The organism is Pedobacter frigidisoli, assembly GCF_004331675.1.
Taxonomy (GTDB): Bacteria; Bacteroidota; Bacteroidia; order Sphingobacteriales; family Sphingobacteriaceae; genus Pedobacter; species Pedobacter frigidisoli.
In genome coordinates this window covers 20,276-39,803 of sequence record NZ_SJSN01000019.1, presented here as the reverse complement: position 1 = coordinate 39,803, position 19,528 = coordinate 20,276, and the positions used below count along the sequence as shown (strand labels likewise).

The following is a 19,528-nucleotide window of genomic DNA, read 5'->3' as shown; positions in this document are numbered from 1 at the left end:
TAAATTGCTGACTTAAGGGATCATAATCAATAGCCCCTTAGGACTACGGCCCCCTTACAGATTAATTAACAAGGCTTTGTCCCTTGAATTGATAGCCCCCGAACTTGTTCAGCGCCTCCACCTTATTCTGCACATGTAAACGTTTATAAATGTTCTTGCAATGGTTCTTAACCGTATTCGGGCTAATTTCTAGCATGTGTGAAATTTCCTTGTACAGATGACCCCTACCCAAAAGCGAGAGTACCTCAATTTCACGCTCACTTAATCCCATGCTGTTTACACTTTTCTTATCTTGATACAATGCGCCAATAACCTTACGGGCAATAAACGGACTCATGGGTGAGCCACCATTGTGCAGATCGATAATAGCGTTATGAATTTCTGAGAATGAAGCGCCTTTTAGAATATAGCCTGCAGCACCCGCCTTAAGTGCATCGAAAACATACTCATCGTTCTGGTAGCTGCTGCACATTAAAAACTGCGTGAATAAAAGCGTGTTCTTAATCTGCCTCACAAGCTCTATTCCAGATTTGGTTTTTAACTTGATGTCGACGATTAAAATGTCTGGAGAGCTGGTAGGTAAATAGGCCAGTGCCTCTTCTGCTGATGCATATACACCGAGCAGTGTAAAGATGCTATTATCATTAATAGCCTTCGCCAGAGACTGGCGGTAGTGAGGATGGTCCTCAACAATAGAAACGGAGATCATAATCAATTGGTTTGGGATGTTAATTTATAATTACAAGTATCAAAGTCTCTTCCGAAGAGGAGAAAAATTATTCCGAAATGTCAACCAATTTTATATCTTTAAATCGGTTTGCAATTCTGGAATCCTGCAAAAACTAAAACAATTGAATAAATAATTCTGGGACGATTATTTGATCTGCTGCAAATATATATTGAAATTTATCAGATAAAAAATTTTTGCATGACCTTTTAAATCACATAGTTAGTGTATATTGGAGGGCAATATGAAGCGATCAAATACTACATAAATAAATTAAAAATGAGTAGTATAACATTACAATACATTTTAATACATCGGTATTAAATAGGATACAAACAAAATTGCCATCCCTATGAAAAACTTAACGTCTCTCCCATCTACTTTTCACATTAGCGCCATCAAACTCGATGATCAATCTAACTTTATGCTTGCAAAAATTAGTATTGGTTTATTGCTCTTAAGTTTAATTTTGATTGCTTTTTTATATAAAAGACTGATCATTGCCAGCAAACAAATCGTCCAATTGAATGCGAACGCACAACTTGTAGAACTAGAAAGACAACGCATTAGTTCAGAAATACATGATGAAGTAGGATCGGGCCTTACTGCTATCAAACTTTTTGCAGAATTAATTACAGAAAAAAGGCAGGATATTTCAGAATTATCACAATTAAATCTCATGATTAAAGCAATTTCAGAGAAAATAAATGATATTATTTGGACCACAAACTCAGAAAAAAATAGTTTAGAGCAATTAATTTACCATATTGAGGAACAATTAACACAACTTTTACAACATTCTAACATAAAATTAACCTCTAATATTCCAATTTTTATCCAAAAACATGAAATAAGTAGCGATTTCAAGAAAGAATGCTATTTATTATTAAAGGAAATTGCACATAACGCCCTAAAACACGCAAAAGCTACAGAAGTTACCCTGTTGGTTTCTTTTGAAAATGACTGTATGACCATTTCTTTTTCCGACAACGGAATAGGTTTCGATGAAAAATTAATAAAAAAGACAGGGATGGGCTTAGACAATTTACGAATGAGGGCCAAACGAATTAATGGCGATCTACTGATTGAAAATCATAATGGCACCCGAGTAACCTTAACCATTCCACTCGGAAACCTTAAAGACTAAGCACATCAAAAGATCACCCTAAACGCAATCCATAACAATAACCTTTTCCATCATTTTTCTATTTACTGATCTTAATTCAGGCGCTGCAAACCTCGATTTATACACAATTATACAGGTTTGTAGTGTAAAAGGGCTATTGCCCTAGCTCAACTTTATTCAGATATTCGTTATTGTAATCGCTTACAACCATTAGCTATTGCAAATCATTTTTAACGTTCAAAAAATGAAGAAGACAAACAAACGCATCCTATTTATCAGTTCTGCCGGTGGGCATTTGGCTGAAGTTCTAGAAATGAAAGAACTTAGGGAAAAGTATGAGCACCTTATTGTAACAGAAGACGTGGAAACCACTAGGTCTTTAGGGCATAAATACAACATGAAATACCTCAAGCCAGATATGGAAGGCCGGGGGTTTTCATACTATATTAATATACTGCTTAATTTCTATCTTTCCATTCCTATTTTATGGAAGTTTAGGCCAACCATTATCATCACAACTGGGAGTCACACAGCTTTTCCAATGTGCGTGCTGGCTTACATGCTAAGGATAAAGGTGGTATACATTCTATCTTATGCAAGGGTGAATTCAAAAGCGAAGTCGGCTACATTTATATACCCATTTGCCAACTTATTTTTAGTGCAATGGGAATCTGCACAGCGTTTATATAACAAATCGATCTACAGGGGGAGTTTATTCTAATGATTTTAGTCTTACTCGGAACATTCAAAATTAACTTTTCAAGGCCTTTGTTTGCAATTGAAAAGGCTGCGATAGACTATCAATATGATCAGGCGGTAATTGTACAGGCTGGCCATACGGCATTCAAATCTGATGTACTCAACATCAGAACATTTATAGATTCAGATGAATTAAATAACCTCTATCAAGATGCGGAAATTATTGTTACTCATGCAGGTGTGGGCTCGATATTGAAAGCCTTTAAAATGAAGAAAAAGGTAATCGCTATACCACGTTTATATAAATACCATGAGCATGTTGATGATCATCAACTCGATATCCTGGAAGAATTTGCTAAGCACAATTACCTCATTCCCTGGAACGAGCACGATAACTTCAATGAATTGGTGGAACGGGCAAAAAGCTTTACACCAGTTCCATACGCCTCGAACAAACAAGACTTAGAGCAATACCTGATCAGTTACATCGAACAGATCTCTTAATCTTACCTATTTGATAATTTATTCTTCCCGGTAATTTATTTTACCCATATTATTTATTCTAACCAAATAGAAAAAGCCCTCGTTATTGAATTAACTGGGGCTTAATTATGTAACCGCCATCTGCCTATCGGCACGAAATCCATGGTTGGTTACTCGTTAAACAATTTATCCCTGGGTTAAAACTAGGTCTAAGAATAAATTACCCTAAACCACGCTTAGAAAAGCCCAAGGCTAACAGGGTTACAATCCATGTTAGAACAGAATTGATTACAATACAATTTCGCATTTTAATGCATCCATTGTTGGGGTCTCTATAAAACATTAAACAATTTATCCATCATCTCTACCGTTTTCGCATTACCCTCTATCCGCCTATCGCCAGTTTTACAGATATAAAATCGGAACAAGTTATCCTTAAAAAAACATTTGTAACATTCATAGAAACATGGTGCAGAAATTAATACTTTTAGACCAGGGCGCTATACCCATGGTCGGTGGCTCGTCAACCATATCTAGAAAACCAAACATCTAAATAACAACAACCATGAAATCTAAACAGGCGATTGGCCAGCCCGCATTTATCTATCAATAAAAAAGCCCAACTGTTTACACAATTGAACTTCAAAAATCTTTTAATCGACTAAAAATCTGAATATAAATTTCTAAATGAACTGCGTAGTCCGAATGTAATCAGACCGGAATTATTCGTTCCCAAAGTATTGCTTTCTCTTCTTACAATTCCACCCAACTCCAAACGTAAATTATATTTCGGATTGATCACATAAGCAACCTTACCCTCTAAATAAACCAGATCGGTTCTAATTCCCTGAGTGGTAAAGTTACCATCAGGTTTTACCGCATCCGTATAAGGCTCGAATATATTCTTACCATAGTTTTGGCCTGCTACATCCAATCCATATTTCGAATACAATAACTCTCCACTGAAATCAAAACGTTTATATGTATAGTTTATCAAACCAACCACCTCACGGAAGTTTGCACCAAATGGATGCGCCAAGGGCTCATTATAATTGGCATAGTTTCCAATACGAGTTCTTGACGAATAGGTATAAGGTTTTGCGGTATTATATTCCAACAAATAGTTCAAACCCTCAACCTTAAATACATCAGCACCCCTCACCCCCAATTGCCAACCATATTTGTTTCGGGAGCTTCCTTGCGAAGAAAAAAATTCTTTTGCCTGAAACTCATCTAAAGAGAATTGACCATAAGCCACTAGTTCTTTGGTGAATTTATATTTTCCTGTAAAACCCAAAAGGGCATTATCCGGAGAACCACTTGAAGCTTCAACAGGACGCAAAAAGATAATTGGACTGGCATAACCCCAATCAAAGCCTCTTCTATTACCCGCATCATCGAATTGCGACCAAATTATTGAATCAAAAAAACCTATGGACAAACGGTTATTCACATTCCAATCTAGATAATGAAAAACGCCGCCCTTTTTTCTAAAACCTGCGTCATAAGATAACTTGTTTGCACCCGGATCTTCCATCATCGTCCACATGGCCATATATTGAACATTCCCTAAATTTCCTGTCAACCTCAAAAAGGGCGCTGGTGATGAAAAGTCTGACAATAACATCGAACGATAACCATCCCCGATAAAAGTTTTATCATAACCGGCAGTAACGTTTAGATACTTTATTGGAGTATAAGAGATAGTCGCTGTGACGTAAGACCAATCTGCAGTTAGTGGGCTAATGTCGGGATTATAACCTTGCCCATATTTTCCACCAATTCTATTGTAAGACTGACCGGGTACAATTCCCGTATTGTCTATATAATTTCTGTAGTAATCTGCAAAACGACCTTGATTCTCATAACCACTTGTATAAAAAGAGAATTTCTTACCAACGGTACCCCCAATTTGATAACCGCGGGTATTCAAATAGGTATTCTTCTTTCCTGTAAAATCTCTTCCAATCTGAAAATCAGGAAGAAAATCAGCATACACGGTAAAATCATCCTTTCTTACATCCAGTAAATGCTCTTGAAATAGTTTCCTTGCACCCCATGATTTGCGACTAGAGTCTGCACCCATATTTAACAAACTATCACTCTTATTCACGATTAAGCTGTCATCTATAAAGAATGGCTTTAAAGAACTGTGAAAACGAGTATTGGGATTATAGATTTCTCCACTTAGTTTTTGATAGAAATGATAAGAATAAGGTTGATAAACCGCCTGGGCATTCAACTTTGTTATTGCGACCACTAAAAAAAGAAAGAGTATTAGTTTTTTCATATAGGACATGTGACGTAAATTCTTACAAAAGAACGTAAATTATATTTAAAACGCTAAGGTATGGGGAAATAGTGTAAAGTGCTGTAACACTTGGCCATTTAACCTTTAGTACGAATTGCCTCCACCAATCGTCATTCCCTCGCAGGAGGGAATCTTATTGCTTTGTGCTAGGTAACCTCTATCCGCCTACCTGCACCTTTGCCGATGTAAAATCGGCAAAGATTATCCTTAAAGAGAAAGGATTGTAACAAGAATTAATAAAAGCATAGTGCAGAAATTAAACTTGTATCTAGGCTCCACGCTATAGTCATCTTGCTATCCGGCCTAGGGGATGATCGCCGAAGAACCACCATAAGCTTTTCAAGATACTTCCCTTTTAAACGAAATAGCGGCAGTACGTATTTTCCCAATTTTTTATCGGGCCTTGTGTTGCCGTAGAAAGCTTCGATAGGCTTATTCAAGATTTAGTCTAAGCCTTGCTTTCTTTGTTACTTTTTTGATCAAGCGACCTGCGAAGCCAGCTTGAAGACCAACTTTAATATAACACAACTGAAAAAAAAGTAAAAGCTCATCGGCGGCTAGCCGAGGTCAGGTTGAGCGTCTAGAGAAACCTCTATCCGCCTATCGGCACTTTTATCCTTACAAAGAAAGGGGTGTAACAAACATTTGTAAAAGCATGGTGTAGAAATTAAATTTGTAACCGAGCTCATTTGCTATAGCCGCCCTGCTATCCGGCCTAGGAGATTTTGGCAGTAGAAAGCAGTGGAATCCAACCATTAGCTTTCAAGTTTCTAAAGACCAAGGAAAATTGTAGCCGTAGGAGCCTGAGATTTGGCCTGACCTCAAATTGCCGCAATAAGGATTCCCCTAGCGTTATGCAACAAAAGATCCAAGCCTGATTATTCATTAGTTTTTGTTGTTTTAATGGCATTCATGAGCTCTCCCGATTGAAATATCGGTCTCGGTTTTTTTGTTACTTTTTTCCTCAAGCAACCTGCGAAGCAAGCTTGAAGACCAACTTTAACATAAACACAACTGAAAAAAAAGTAAAAGCCTACCGGCGGCTAGCCGAGGCAAGATAGAGCGTCTTGGAAAACCTCTATCCGCCTATCGCCACCTTTGCCGATGTAAAATCGGCACAAGTTATCCTTAAAGAGAAAGGCTTGTGACAAACATTTGTAAAAGCCGAGTGCAGAAATTGAACTTGTAACCGGGCTCCTCGCTATAGCCACCATGCTATCAGGCCAAGGAGATTTTGGCAGTAGAAAGCAGTGGAATAAATCCACTAGCTTTCAAGTTTCTATAGACCAAGGAAATTTTGCAGCCGCAGAGACTGAGCGTGTCCAGGCATCAAATTGCCGCAAAAAGGATTACGCTAGCTTTATGCAACAAAAGATCCAAGCCTTGATTTTTTGGTCCCTTTTTCATCAAGGAAAAAGGACTAGCCCGGCGGCAATGAGCCGCTACAAAACATCCTTTTCGCAACAAAAAAACCACTTTTTACAAACTAGGGCAAATCAGAACGAATCAAAACCTCAATCCGCCTATCGGCATCTTTGCCGATGTAAAATCGGCACAAGTTATCCTTAAAGAGAAAGGCTTATAACAGATAACTTTCGAAACCCTAGAGCCGAAAAATATTGAGCCCTAAAAAAAGCCCAACTAAGAGCATTATACTAAATATTCAATTGTTATTAAAAAGCGTTCTCTTCACCCTTCACCATATTAATCACCGTCATAAAAATGATCTTCACATCCAACATCGCTGTCCAATGCTCTAAATACCAAATATCATACTCTACCCGTTTAACCATTTTGTAATCTTCCTTAGTTTCCCCTCTAAAGCCATTTACTTGCGCCCAACCGGTAATCCCAGGCTTTAAAAAGTGGCGTACCATAAACTGATCTACAATGCCTTTATATTGTTCGGTATGGATTAACATGTGTGGCCTAGGCCCAACAACGCTCATGTGCCCCATAAATACATTAAAAAACTGCGGCAATTCATCTAAGCTCGATTTGCGTAAAAACTGACCAATTGGTGTAATGCGGGAATCGCCCTTGCTTGCCTGTTTTTTATCACTATCGGCATTCATGCGCATACTCCTAAATTTAAAACACCAAAAAGGTTCATCATCACGCCCGCTTCTCAATTGTTTGAACAATACGGGCCCTTTACTTTGCATCTTGATTAGAATCGCGATAATTGGATACAACCAGCTTAACACAAAAAGAATCACCAAACCACTAAAAACCACATCGAGCGCACGTTTTTTAAAACGGTTATTAATCTTTTCTAGTGGTTCTGATCTAAGAGATATTACCGGAAATTCATTTCCTAAATAACTTACCGTATAAGGTGACAATAATGCGCCACTGATATCAGGTATAAATTTTAACCTTACACACTGTCGCTCTGCCTCTTCAGTCAAAAGCGTCATATCCGCCATGCGCTCCGGTGCAATGGTCACATAAATGTCTTTGATGCCTTTATCAACTGCCAATTTAAATTGATGTCCAACTGCGTCAGCAATCTGCCCATTGCGGTCTAAATAATCTTGGGGTACATCATTAATAAAACCATGGAACTCTATGTACCGTTGTTTCTCAAAATAAGTAGCCAATTGTAAACCAGTTGGATTATTGCCCATAATGGCTACCGACTTCACTCCCCTTAGATGATTAAACAATAGGAACTGAAATGAAGTACCAATAAAGCGATTCACCAAAAATAGAATGGCCAGCATGCCATAAAAAATTACCAAGAAAGATCTCGAGAATTCATTTTGTTTAGAGAAGAAAAGATAAATTGCAAATAATACACCATGCAATACCACACTTTTCCAAGTACCTCTATAAATTCGCTCAATTCTACGAGAGCCATATTCTGTATATAGACTGAAAGAGGTGGTACTTACAATCCAAATCAAATTACAGACTACAATGTAATGCCATTGTAATTCTAAACTTACAGTCCTACCCATATATGCTGTAAATTCGTAGGCGAAGAAGTACACAATATTGACCATGATCAGGTCAGTAATGGGTAAGATATATTTTAGGATGAATAAGTAACGTGTTTGCATAGGCTTATAATGGGCGGCATGAACTTTTTTAAATTCTTTTGTTTAAAGACCACACTCCATGCACAAAATTAGTGCCCAAAATGTTATTTCAAAGTTAAGGAAACATTATCGAAATAAAAATTGCTAACCAGTGCTCAATATAATTCTATAAATCGATAAACTTAAATTTAGTATGGTTTTACTAACAATTAGTAGATGACAGTAATAAATTTATAGACACAAAAAAGGCTTACATAAATTTAAGCCCAAAATACTTTAAATTTCTCTAACTCTATTTCGAAAAAGTTCCAACTTCATTGTAAGAGAGTGATATCATTGCTTTTTTCTTTTGAAAGCAATTCTAATATAACCCTTTTGTGTCACAATCCAAATACCAATCTTTTAATGCATCTTTTAAAGTAAATTGCAGTTTATATGGGGATAAGCTCAATTTTTCACCTGAAATATTAGTCGAGATCATCAATTTTTTTACCCGATCAGGATGGATGCCACTAATATTTTTTCCTAATACCCTTGCACCAAAATAAGCAGACCCCGCAGCTGATTTTAAGGCCCAGCCTGGAATTAAAACCTTTGGCGGCTTAATGTGGGTCGCTTCTGCCATGGTTACGCAAATTTCCTCAATGGTAGGTGCGGGAAAATAGGTTAGGTTGTAAGTTACGAGTCCAGGCAATTCCTTCTGCCCTGCCTCATACAAAATCCTTGCTACATCTTTCACATACACACTTGCCTTTATGGTATCTTTTCTACCTGGGTAAAAAAAGAAACCTTTAGCCATCGAATTGTATAACCGCGTAAAATTGCCCCCTTCTTGTTTTCCGAACACTACACCCGGACGAACAATTACTAATTTCCTATTTAGAGGATCTTCCGATTGCCATAACTTGTGTATGTATTCTGCCGTTAACTTCGAAATTCCATAAGGTGTATTGGGCATTGGCAAAGTCTCTTCAGTCTTAAAATCTTCTGATGCGCCATAAGGTGCTATTGAGCTGGTAAAAACTATGGTTTTAATGTGATGCTTACGAGCAAAATCACATACATTTTGTGCGCCAAAAATATTAGCCTCAAAATATTCGTGATCGGGATGACCAGGTGTGGTATGTACCGCGGCTAAATTATAAATTACGCTATCTTCTAATTTTGGTAGGGCCAATACTATTGGTTGGCGTATATCAATTACTGTGAAATCTTCACTAACCTTTTTTTTGATGTCATAACTATAAACTACATCAGAAAGTAATAATGTGTCCTTTATATATCGTTTTAAATGAGTACCAATAAAGCCAGCTCCACCAAATATTAAATGATTCATATATTTTATTTATTTTTGTCCCAATAACTTTTGTGCATAGAAAAACTTTTTCTTTGTTTGGGCGATAGTTTTTTATGCATCATACCCAATTTATATCCTATAAACTTGGCGCCAATAGACATTATCATTTTAGGAAGTACTAATGCATTATGTTTCAGCACATATTTCAATTCCGATTTTAGATATTTTAACCCTTCTCCTCCAGCAGTTCCAAACTCATTTAACAACCACTGATTTGTTGAATGAAAAACACCGATATCAAAATATCGTTTGAATTCTTCTGAAACTTTATAATCATGAGAATGATAAGCTTCAGCCTCAGCAACATAGGCAATTTGCCAATCCTTTAATAGCATTTGACCGCCAACAATTACATCTTCGGCAAAAATAGTGTGACTGGGAAAGCCACCTACTGAGTATAATGCCTCTCTTCGGTAAGCAGCATAAGAATTTGAACAAGATGCCGTTTTAATTCCCAGCTCATCTTTATCGCTTAACAGCTTAACTCGTGATTGATCGGTATAGTTAAATAGTCTCGCATGTGTTTCCAATACTGTAGCGCCTTTATGAGGCAACTGCCTACCATAAGCAAGACCAATATGTTTATTGAAGAAAGAATTAACCAAGTTTTTAAGAGATGAGCTGGTTGCAATGATGCAATCTTGTGTTAAGTAAACTAAGATTTCACAGTCATCTGCGGCATCCGCTAAAACCTGCCTTGCATATCCATGATCAAAATCCTTTTTATGAATATTTAACACTTCGAAACCATTCGTTATTGCTAGCGCAACAGTATCATCTGAAGAACCAGAATCAAGGATGATTTTCCGTGATGCCGCATAATCTTGTTCACTAATACTTTTTAACAAACTTGCCCAGGTAGAACCTGCATTCAAAGTTGGTATTAAAATTGCCAATTTAAACATTTTCAAACTTATTGATTTTTAATAACATTCCATGTTTTATTTGCAGTTACAGCCCAATCAAACGTCTTAACTCTTTCATAGCCTTTTTGTACAAGCTTAAAATATAAATCGCCTTTATCTACTAATGTTTCAATCCCACTCACAATTTCACTAACGGAATATGGATCAACTACCAATACCGCATCACCACCGATTTCAGGCAATGACGACACATTTGAAGTAAGCACTGGTGTTCCAGATGCCATTGATTCCAATATTGGAAGACCAAAACCCTCCATCAAGGAAACAAACAATAAAGCATAAGCACCCCTATAAAGCTTGGGTAAATCAGCTTCTGATATAAAACCGAGGAAAACCACCCGCTTTTCTAAGCCTAGTCTATTTATAGTCTCTTTTAAAAGCAAATCTTCCGTGCCAGTTATGGCAAATATAAAGTCATTCGATATTTTTGCAATAGCGAAAGCCTCTATGGTCCTTACAAGGTTTTTATAAGAACGTCTATTACCCACATATAAAAAATATGGCTTTGCTAAATTATAACTTTCTTGATTATTAATAAATGCACCATCAACACCATTATAAATTACTTCAATTTTATTAGCATCTAGTTCTAACTTTTCAACTAATTCCCTTTTTGTGAAATTTGAGACCGTAATTACCTTGCTTGCTTTCTTCGCTAATGAACCAATAATATTTTTTAAATAAAACTTATGAAAAGCACTATAGAAATAAAGGTGATTTAAATCATGAATCGTTATAACAAATGGCACCTTACTATAAAGAGGTGGCATGTATGAAGGGGAATAAAAGGCATCTAATTTACTACGAGATGCAATTTCCCTTGTTAAAAACATCGGACTTAAAGGGTTTCCAAGTGGGAAGCTATTATCTATACCTACAATGCTTAATTCCTCTGGAACCCTACTTATTAGTTCTGCGTAAACACGTCCTATACCAGTGTTTCCCATCCACCTACTATCAGCTAATATATTCATTCCTTTTTTTGATTAATAACTTTACCACCAGAGAAAGCTGTACCATTTGGTATTCTATTATTTCTTATAACACTTTTACCTGATTCATCATAAATAGAATAGCCTACTTTAGATATCTGCTCAATGTAATTATTTTCAATAACGTTCTTTTCACCTATATTAAATGCCATTTGATGAACACCTATGGTAGTATTTGATCTATTATTATTCTTAAAATAATTACTTCTAAAATAAGATTGACTATTAAAAGCATTTAAACCTGAGTCAAAATTTCCTTTTGCTGAATTAAATTCAAATCGCAAACCTATACCTTCAGTTATATAACCAGTACGGAAATTAAAATTTGCTGAATTTTTTTTTACTATATGGAAAATTTTACCCTTGCCGTTTCTAGGATAATTACTTTGCAAATCAAATCCATCATAGAAGTTGTAATTGCATGTGTTATTTACAATCGTCATTCCATAGCAACTAGCGTCGAATCCATCCAACGTATTCTGATACAATTTGATACCTGATTCACCATTCATATTCGATTGATTAGCTTTAATAAGCCCCGCCTTATTGCCAATAAAAACTATTCCAGAATAACTTGAATTTTCAACAATATTGTTTTCGGAAACATTTCTCAAACCATAATTGCCAAGGTTACAAAACACTATCGCACCAAACACATTATTGTTCCCCCTGATTATACAATTTTGGATTTTAGAATCGCATGAATTATTTATTTGAATTGATAAAAATTTTCCATTAATATTGCTAATAACAATTCTTTTAGAGTCTTTTTCAAAAAATATATGCGGTCCAATTTTTTGGTTTTTAATCGATGAATCTAATCTATCCCAAGCATCAAGATCATTAATTGTAGGCTGATAACCTTTTCCACTATAAGCAGCTTTAATTACAAAACTATGTAAATTACTCACATTTCTGATAAGCAAGGTTGGTATTTTAATGTTCTCGAACGAAATATTTTTAATTTGTGAATAACTACCGTTAGAGATTGATAGAACTAATCCATCTCCCATAATGACAGAATCTATTCCTTCTCCATACAAATAAATCCGCCCCTTATATCTTATTGTTTTAGATACTTTATATCTACCTTTCGGAAAATAAACCTTTTTACCAGTATTTATAGCTCGTTGTATCGCTAAATAATCATCAATTAAGGCATTACCTTTTGCACCATATGACCTAACATTAACAAAATCTTTTTCAGGCGCTAGCTCACAATTAAGAATGTTTGAAAAACTTAGAAGAATTATGAGACAATACCTAAAAGCATTATACATATAATTAAATTATTTGTTGAAGACTACTTAAATTTCAGACTCAATAGCATGTTAATAATAAGGGCTGTCAGTAGGTGCTCTGGCAATAAATATCCATCCCCTAATGGAATAAGAACGATCCCACACAGAAATAACACAACTATAAAATCACCAGGTGTCTTAAATTTCTGTAGCCGATTTATAAAAATCTTTAACAAAGCGCCAGTCAAACATCCCCAAAATGCCAAATAAAATAAAGCAAATATACCAAAATCAGCGTATTGAATGCCATATCCAAATGCAGGCGAACCAGTATCTGCATAATACCACTCTGGAAAATATTTTTTCGCTAACTTAAAAACCCCATAATCTTTTGGCTTGTCAGGCATTAATGCCCGTGGTATCCGTGAATAAAAATTAGACTCATAAGTTATTTGTCCATGATAATTTGAATCATCCCTGTCCACAACGATCATCGCATTTCGATTGTAATCTGAATATCCCAGCATTACTTTAAAAATATTATCATATTCATATGATGTCGTTAATATAAATAAAGTTACCACTAATCCCCCGGCAGAAACTAACATAACTACCATTTTTTTTACATTGACTTTCCAATCTTTAACATATGTAAAAAAAATTGCAAGTATTAACAGCAAAATCAACACTTGACCTTTACTTCCATGTAAGAAAAGAAAGACCGCTTCAAAAATAGTTACTATAATGATGTTAGATCTTGTTAAGTTCTTTGAAAATAACAGTAATACAAAGCCAATCATTGCGAGGAACGATGAAACAAAGAAATACAGCCCATAGCCTGTTCTAGTTCTGGTGTATATTTCCCTTGGCTCAAAAATAAATTCTTTGAATTCAAGTAGTACAGGAAGATACACTAATGATGCGACTATAATCAAGAAATAGCTGAGTAGACGGGCCTTTGGTAAAACACGAGAGAATGGTAAGTCTATTATAATTCCTTTTGGAAATTTTATGTAAGCCCAAACCATAGTACTGATTGTTACATTGCTACAAAAATATACATAAAAATACGCATATGTAGTACCAGCAGTGCCATAGTAATATAACCAAAGTGGTTCAAAAATAAAATTAACTGGAATAACGCTTAGCATAAAAGGAAAAAAAACATTTATGTAATTTTTCTCTTTTTTTACGGCATAAAAATAAAATCCAATATGGATAACAAATGATATACCAATGATAAGGATTACATCAATCATTGTTTTTGGATTAATTGATTTAAGATAATATTATAAGATTTAGACATAACATTCACATCAAATTTTTCAATCACTTTTCGTCTAGCATTATTTTTTATAATATTAAAATCAGAGTTCCTGTCAAGTATGGTATTTACAATTGAAAGAAATATTGTCATATTTTCTGCATGATAAAGGAATCCATCAATACCGTCAGAGATAATTTCTGGTGTTCCACCTACGCTTGCAGCAACGACAATTCTTTCACACGCCATGCCTTCATAAATAGTTGTACCTAGAGGTTCACTTCCATTAATACTACTGTTGTTAACAACTACATCGCAGCAATTATAAAAAGCAACCATATCTTCACTCGAGCCAACATAAATAGTGTTACTATTTTGGTTTACTTTAGCTAAAAATTCGTTATAATATGAGGAGTTTGCATCCAAAGGCAAACCAGTTATAAGTAATTTTAGCCTCAAAGAGGAAAGATTAAGAGATTGAATTGCTTCTATTAATTGTATTTGACCTTTTCTTGGAGCGATAAACCCCGCTATACCAATAACTAAACAATCCTTTTCTAAAGAGTAAAGATCCCTAAGTCGTTCCCTAGCTATATCGTCACGCTTAAAATTACGAGTATCTAAGCCATTATATAAGACCTTTACCTTATCATTACTAGGACTGTATTTAGATTTGACAGCATATGAAACAACCAGCGTAAGATTATAAAATTTGCTACACAATTTAAGTAAAAACTTATCCAATGCCGAATGATGGATTAAGTCATGATCAGACCACAACCAGAATATTTTAAATCGAAATAATTTTGATAGTAGAATTGCAGGAAGTAAGTATGATGCCGGCCCAAGGGTGTTAGCATGTACAATTGAAATTTCGTTACTAAAGGAGTAAGACAAAACTTTTTTAGAAACTATGAGATAATTAAATATTGCTCTCATACAAAAAAGAAAAATGTTTACCCTAGATCTGTTCAATTTTTTCAGTGCATTCAATTCCACAATCTCAAAACTATATTTTTGTTTGAGACTATTAGAATAGGCACCTGGCGCAATAAAAAGAGTGGGTTCTACATCTTGATTATTGATCATTAAACGTTCAATCACATACTCTCCTCCTGAAGCAAATTCGCCACCGAAAACATAAAGCACTTTTTTTTTCCTCATTTCAGCTTCTGAATTTTATGAACTTTGCTGGGATGCCACCATGAATTGCATACTCTTCAACATCACGCACAACGACAGAACCTGCAGCGATAATTGCACCATTTCCTATCTTAACACCAGGTAGTATAGTAGCACCGCAACCGATCCAAACATCGTTGCCGATAATAACGTTCAGTTTTGAATCGTCCCAAGACTGATCTAATATATTGTGTTCTTTTGCTATTGAATGATTGCTGCCGATAAGATTAACATTCTGAGCAATTAAACATTTTTCCCCAATTAAAATTTTACCACCTGCTGCACGAATATTATTCATCTCGCCAATATATGTTTTATATCCAATTTCAATTGACGAACATTGCCCATCTTTGGCATCTTCATTAGTACAATAAATAACAGTATTGGCACCAATGTTAACAGAGCGCCCAATTTTTAAGGAAGCAAGTTCATTATATTCTATGATAACAGTTTCAGCTATCGTGCAATCAAATATACTTTGTAAATAAAGATTCGAAAATATATTCCTCCATCTCTTGAACAGGTATTTTATGAACCCTAGCAATAATGACCAAATTAAATTGATTGCATGTTTTTTTTTAACCATATATCAAAAATTAAACATTTTCTTGGTAAGAAAAATTAATACTCTTAACGAGGGCTGGATTATTATCTTGGAAATCTTTTTGTTAAAAAAATTAAAGTAGACATTAATATCATCAACAGAGAAATTATTGATGTCATTTTTTTTCCTCCCATATGTATCAACATAATGTTGATTTAACTTATAGAGTTCATACATCGACAAAAGTTTGAGATACTTATTTCTAAAGCCAATTTCTTCCTTACGCAATATATAAGCAGGTTTGATTACAATTTCCTCGATGTCCATTGATGCTGAGTCTTGATCATTCGATTGCCTGTAAAAGGCTAAAATATTATCAATTTGAAGTAATGGCCTTTTTAAAGAAAGTTCGTACCAAAATGCATAATCTGAAGCTCCTTGTAAATTTCTAAATCTTATATTTTGTATCCTATCTTTGTTAAAGATATTACCGGGAAATCCTGCAAGATTTCCAAACAAAAAATGAATAGGAGTTAAATGCCCTCGATACCGAATCTTTTCCGCGCCATCTAAAATTAGCGTTGGTTTTTTACCTGCCTCATCTTTGCAAAGAATTGCGACTTCACTTACATTGTCATTGATAACTTCAAGCATCATTTCAATATAAACTTTCGAAAGCGTATCATCAGAATGAAGTATAGTTACCCAATTAGTCGCACTTAAGTCAATACATTTATTCCAATTACCGATTGCGCCAAGGTTTGTGGAGTTCTTGTAATATTTTAAATTAGGTAGATTCTGGCGTTCGACAAAATCTTCAAAGAGAGTATGGGTAGAACAATTATCAACGATTATTATATTGCAAGCAACAGTTTGATATATTGCACTATTGACAGCATCTTCGAAAAAATCGTATCTTTCAAATACAGGAATCGCGATGGTAATATCTTCAGGTTTAAAAGTCATTTAGTTATTGATTTTAAATTCTACCGACTTGTTTTTGAATATAATATATGCCCATGGCAAGCTTACTACGACAACGATTGAAGTGTAACCAACTACCATTCCCCAAGCTCCAAAAATTTTGCCGAAAACAAGCGTCGAGGCTACGCACAATGCGGCGACAACAACTGATGCCACCAAAAATGGTTCTTTTTTAAAACAACGTAAGTATGTAGCCCAAGAGCCAATGAATTGATTAATAAAAGTTACGAGAGATAATAATATAGTTGCCGTGATGGGAAGAAATCTAATGGAATAGCTATTTCCAAAATTGCTTAACATGACTATACCAAAAATGAACGCAACCAAACCTAAGAGGTTTATAGTTGAAAGCTGTACTAAAACACTTTTGAAAACTGAGTCTAACTCATTAAACTGCTTCTTGGCGATCAAAGTTGAAAATAGTGGCACTTTCGTGTTTATCCAACTCATTGAAATTGAAGAGATCCCTGCTAAAACAGCTAATGTCATGCCCATTTGACCAGCAACTACAGGTCCCTCCGTGGCAAATAAAACTGGATTAAAAAAATAAAAAATAAAGTAACCACTTATCCAACTTATCGCCACTTTCCATTGGTATGGAAAGATTTCGGTAGAATATTTGATGACTGCTTTATCTAGCGAATGCCAAAGCTTTCTTAATAGAGAAAGTTTACTAGAAAATATTATTTGAAATGCATTGAAAGTAATAGCTACGAGGGATGCTATCGCAGCAGAATAAAGTCCGAACCCGCCAAATAATAGAATAAATAGCAAAACTATATTAATAGTTTTTTGTATCAAGCGGGTCCTGGACATGTCGCCAATGAATCCAATTCCATCCAAGAAAGCAAGTATTGGATCAACAATTAAATTAATAGCAGTGGCAATACATAAGATCATCCAAGGGGCTTGCCAATTGACGTTTTCATTGTTATTAAAAGAATCAAAAAAGTAGGTGCCACAAAATAAAAGAACTGAAAATAAACCTAACGAGATCAAAGAAAACCATTTTAAGGAAAATCGCAATAGAGATGATAACCTCGAAAGATGTTCCACATCGCCAATTATTTTTCCCTCACTTATTGATAGGTGTGCAAATTCATGACTGGCATATTGAGTAATAATACTTGAAAGACCAAGCTCAAAAAAAATCTGAAGAGCAATGATGCTAGAAAAAGTATAATAATACCCTTGTTCTGTAGCACTCAAGAATTTAGCAATAAATACTACAGAAAAAACTCCTCCACCAGCTTGGATAATCCGACTGAATATTGTGTATGCGATGGCTCTATCAATCCCTACTTTGGATATGACCAACTCTTTCATCTTCATAAAATAGTTCACTACTTTATATAGTTTTTAATAACTTCAAGCATATAATCATAGTGGCTCTCATTTAGGCCAGGCCACACGCCTAGCCAGAATGATTGATTCATAATGATATCTGTATTTTTAAGATCCCCAATTTTCCGGTGCTCAATATTTGCATAAGCCGGTTGTCTTAATAAGTTACCAGCAAATAGTAAGCGAGTTCCAATTTTTTTCTCTTCTAAATGTTGTACGAGCATGTGGCGATCGTTGGAATCACCTTCACGCAACGTCAATAAAAATCCGAACCATGATGGATCAGAATTTGGAGTGGCTTCTGGAAGTATAAAAATCTCCTCTAATTCTTTCATTCTCGAATACAAAGCCGCATAGTTTTCACGTCTTCTTTGGATAAAGTAATCTAATTTTTTAAATTGTGATACGCCAAATGCAGCCTGCATATCTGTTACTTTTAAATTGAAGCCGATATGGGAATAAGTGTATTTATGGTCGTACCCATAAGGTAATGATCCCAATTGTTGCCCAAAACGACATCCGCAGGTGTCATCTTTCCCTGGCAAACAATAACAATCCCTACCCCAATCTCTAAAACTTTCCGCGATTTTTGCTAATTCAGGATTATTCACAACTACTGCACCGCCTTCGCCCATTGTCATGTGATGAGCAGGATAGAATGAAAATGTAGAAATATCTCCGAATGTACCTGTCTTCTTTCCTTTATAGGTCGCGCCTAAAGAATCGCAATCATCTTCAACAACCCAAAGGTTATATTTTTTAGCCACACGCATTACCTCATCCAAATCAAATGGGTTTCCCAATGAATGGGCAATCATAATGGCCTTTGTTTTTGGAGACACTGCTTTCTCTATGTCTTCAGCTAATACATTGTGTGTTGCAATATCCACATCTACAAATACAGGTATTGCACCGAATTGTACTATTGGATTTACTGTTGTGGGGAAACCAGCAGCCACTGTGATCACCTCATCACCAGGCTTGATGGCCCTATCCCCTAATTTTGGAGAAGTAAGCGCATAAAAAGCCACAAGATTTGCAGATGAACCAGAATTTACCAAAAGGGCTTTAGTGGCTCCGAAGTATTGTGCAAATTCATGCTCAAATTGACTTGCAAATCTTCCTGCGGTTAGCCATGCATCTAAAGTAGCATCCACGCCAAGCAGTACATCTTCTTCATCGATTACTTTTCCAGTAACTGGAATGTAGTTTTCACCTGCAATGATTGGCTTATTAATATTTTTTTGAATACTTGCTTGCAACAAGGTCTTCAATTCCGGGGTGATATTATTAAAATTCATTAT

Annotated in this window: 15 protein-coding genes and 1 pseudogene; 3 read left to right on the top strand and 13 right to left on the bottom strand. The window is 35.4% G+C overall.

All coding sequences use genetic code 11. The annotated features are described in order from the left end of the window. Window positions 1-61 precede the first annotated feature (61 nt). The gene (locus EZ449_RS19430) at window positions 62-709 is read right to left on the bottom strand and encodes a response regulator transcription factor (protein ID WP_131562047.1); all 648 of its coding nucleotides are present in this window, start codon (window positions 707-709) and stop codon (window positions 62-64) included. Window positions 710-1,079: 370 nt separating this feature from the next. Between EZ449_RS19430 and EZ449_RS19425 the strand changes: the two genes are divergently transcribed. The 3 genes from EZ449_RS19425 (at window position 1,080) to pssE (ending at window position 3,056) form a co-directional block, all read left to right on the top strand. Beyond that, window positions 1,080-1,874, top strand: coding sequence for a sensor histidine kinase (locus tag EZ449_RS19425; RefSeq protein WP_131562045.1), 795 nt, complete (start codon window positions 1,080-1,082; stop codon window positions 1,872-1,874). 223 nt (window positions 1,875-2,097) lie between these two features. After that, on the top strand, window positions 2,098-2,574 hold the full coding sequence (gene pssD / locus EZ449_RS19420; protein ID WP_131562043.1) for a PssD/Cps14F family polysaccharide biosynthesis glycosyltransferase: 477 nt from the start codon (window positions 2,098-2,100) through the stop codon (window positions 2,572-2,574). Then, window positions 2,574-3,056 carry a PssE/Cps14G family polysaccharide biosynthesis glycosyltransferase gene (gene pssE, locus EZ449_RS19415; RefSeq protein WP_131562041.1) on the top strand — a complete coding sequence of 161 codons (483 nt, stop codon included), beginning with the start codon at window positions 2,574-2,576 and terminating at the stop codon, window positions 3,054-3,056. Before pssD ends, pssE begins: the two co-directional genes overlap by 1 nt. Before the next feature lie 640 nt (window positions 3,057-3,696). On the opposite strand, the gene EZ449_RS19410 is transcribed toward pssE, so the two are convergent. The 12 genes and pseudogenes from EZ449_RS19410 to rfbH form a co-directional block, all read right to left on the bottom strand. Then, window positions 3,697-5,325 carry a gliding motility protein RemB gene (locus EZ449_RS19410; protein ID WP_131562039.1) on the bottom strand — a complete coding sequence of 543 codons (1,629 nt, stop codon included), beginning with the start codon at window positions 5,323-5,325 and terminating at the stop codon, window positions 3,697-3,699. 1,694 nt (window positions 5,326-7,019) lie between these two features. Beyond that, window positions 7,020-8,411 (bottom strand): undecaprenyl-phosphate glucose phosphotransferase, encoded by a 1,392-nt coding sequence (locus tag EZ449_RS19405; RefSeq protein ID WP_131562037.1) that lies wholly within the window; start codon window positions 8,409-8,411, stop codon window positions 7,020-7,022. Between the two features lie 340 nt (window positions 8,412-8,751). Then, complete coding sequence (locus EZ449_RS19400) at window positions 8,752-9,726, bottom strand: NAD-dependent epimerase/dehydratase family protein (protein WP_131562035.1); 975 nt, start codon at window positions 9,724-9,726, stop codon at window positions 8,752-8,754. 5 nt (window positions 9,727-9,731) lie between these two features. Then, window positions 9,732-10,652 carry a glycosyltransferase gene (locus tag EZ449_RS19395; protein ID WP_131562132.1) on the bottom strand — a complete coding sequence of 307 codons (921 nt, stop codon included), beginning with the start codon at window positions 10,650-10,652 and terminating at the stop codon, window positions 9,732-9,734. An 8-nt stretch (window positions 10,653-10,660) separates the two neighbouring features. Then, on the bottom strand, window positions 10,661-11,647 hold the full coding sequence (locus tag EZ449_RS19390; RefSeq protein ID WP_131562033.1) for a glycosyltransferase family 4 protein: 987 nt from the start codon (window positions 11,645-11,647) through the stop codon (window positions 10,661-10,663). After that, a complete protein-coding gene (locus EZ449_RS19385) occupies window positions 11,644-12,945 on the bottom strand; it encodes a right-handed parallel beta-helix repeat-containing protein (RefSeq protein ID WP_131562031.1) in 1,302 nt (433 codons plus the stop codon). Before EZ449_RS19385 ends, EZ449_RS19390 begins: the two co-directional genes overlap by 4 nt. A 23-nt stretch (window positions 12,946-12,968) precedes the next feature. Next, window positions 12,969-14,165 (bottom strand): hypothetical protein, encoded by a 1,197-nt coding sequence (locus EZ449_RS19380; protein ID WP_131562029.1) that lies wholly within the window; start codon window positions 14,163-14,165, stop codon window positions 12,969-12,971. Then, window positions 14,162-15,334, bottom strand: a complete 1,173-nt coding sequence (locus tag EZ449_RS19375) for a glycosyltransferase family 4 protein (RefSeq protein WP_131562026.1) — start codon at window positions 15,332-15,334, stop codon at window positions 14,162-14,164. The genes EZ449_RS19380 and EZ449_RS19375 overlap by 4 nt, the downstream gene beginning before the upstream one ends. A gap of 7 nt (window positions 15,335-15,341) precedes the next feature. Beyond that, window positions 15,342-15,500, bottom strand: a pseudogene (locus EZ449_RS23215) (DapH/DapD/GlmU-related protein); the annotation flags it as partial. A 441-nt stretch (window positions 15,501-15,941) separates the two neighbouring features. Continuing rightward, complete coding sequence (locus tag EZ449_RS19365) at window positions 15,942-16,862, bottom strand: glycosyltransferase family 2 protein (RefSeq protein ID WP_131562024.1); 921 nt, start codon at window positions 16,860-16,862, stop codon at window positions 15,942-15,944. Continuing rightward, window positions 16,863-18,212 (bottom strand): lipopolysaccharide biosynthesis protein, encoded by a 1,350-nt coding sequence (locus tag EZ449_RS19360; RefSeq protein ID WP_131562022.1) that lies wholly within the window; start codon window positions 18,210-18,212, stop codon window positions 16,863-16,865. Window positions 18,213-18,223: 11 nt separating this feature from the next. After that, entirely contained in the window at window positions 18,224-19,525 is a 1,302-nt protein-coding gene (gene rfbH / locus EZ449_RS19355; protein ID WP_131562020.1) for a lipopolysaccharide biosynthesis protein RfbH, read from the bottom strand. Window positions 19,526-19,528: the final 3 nt, after the last annotated feature.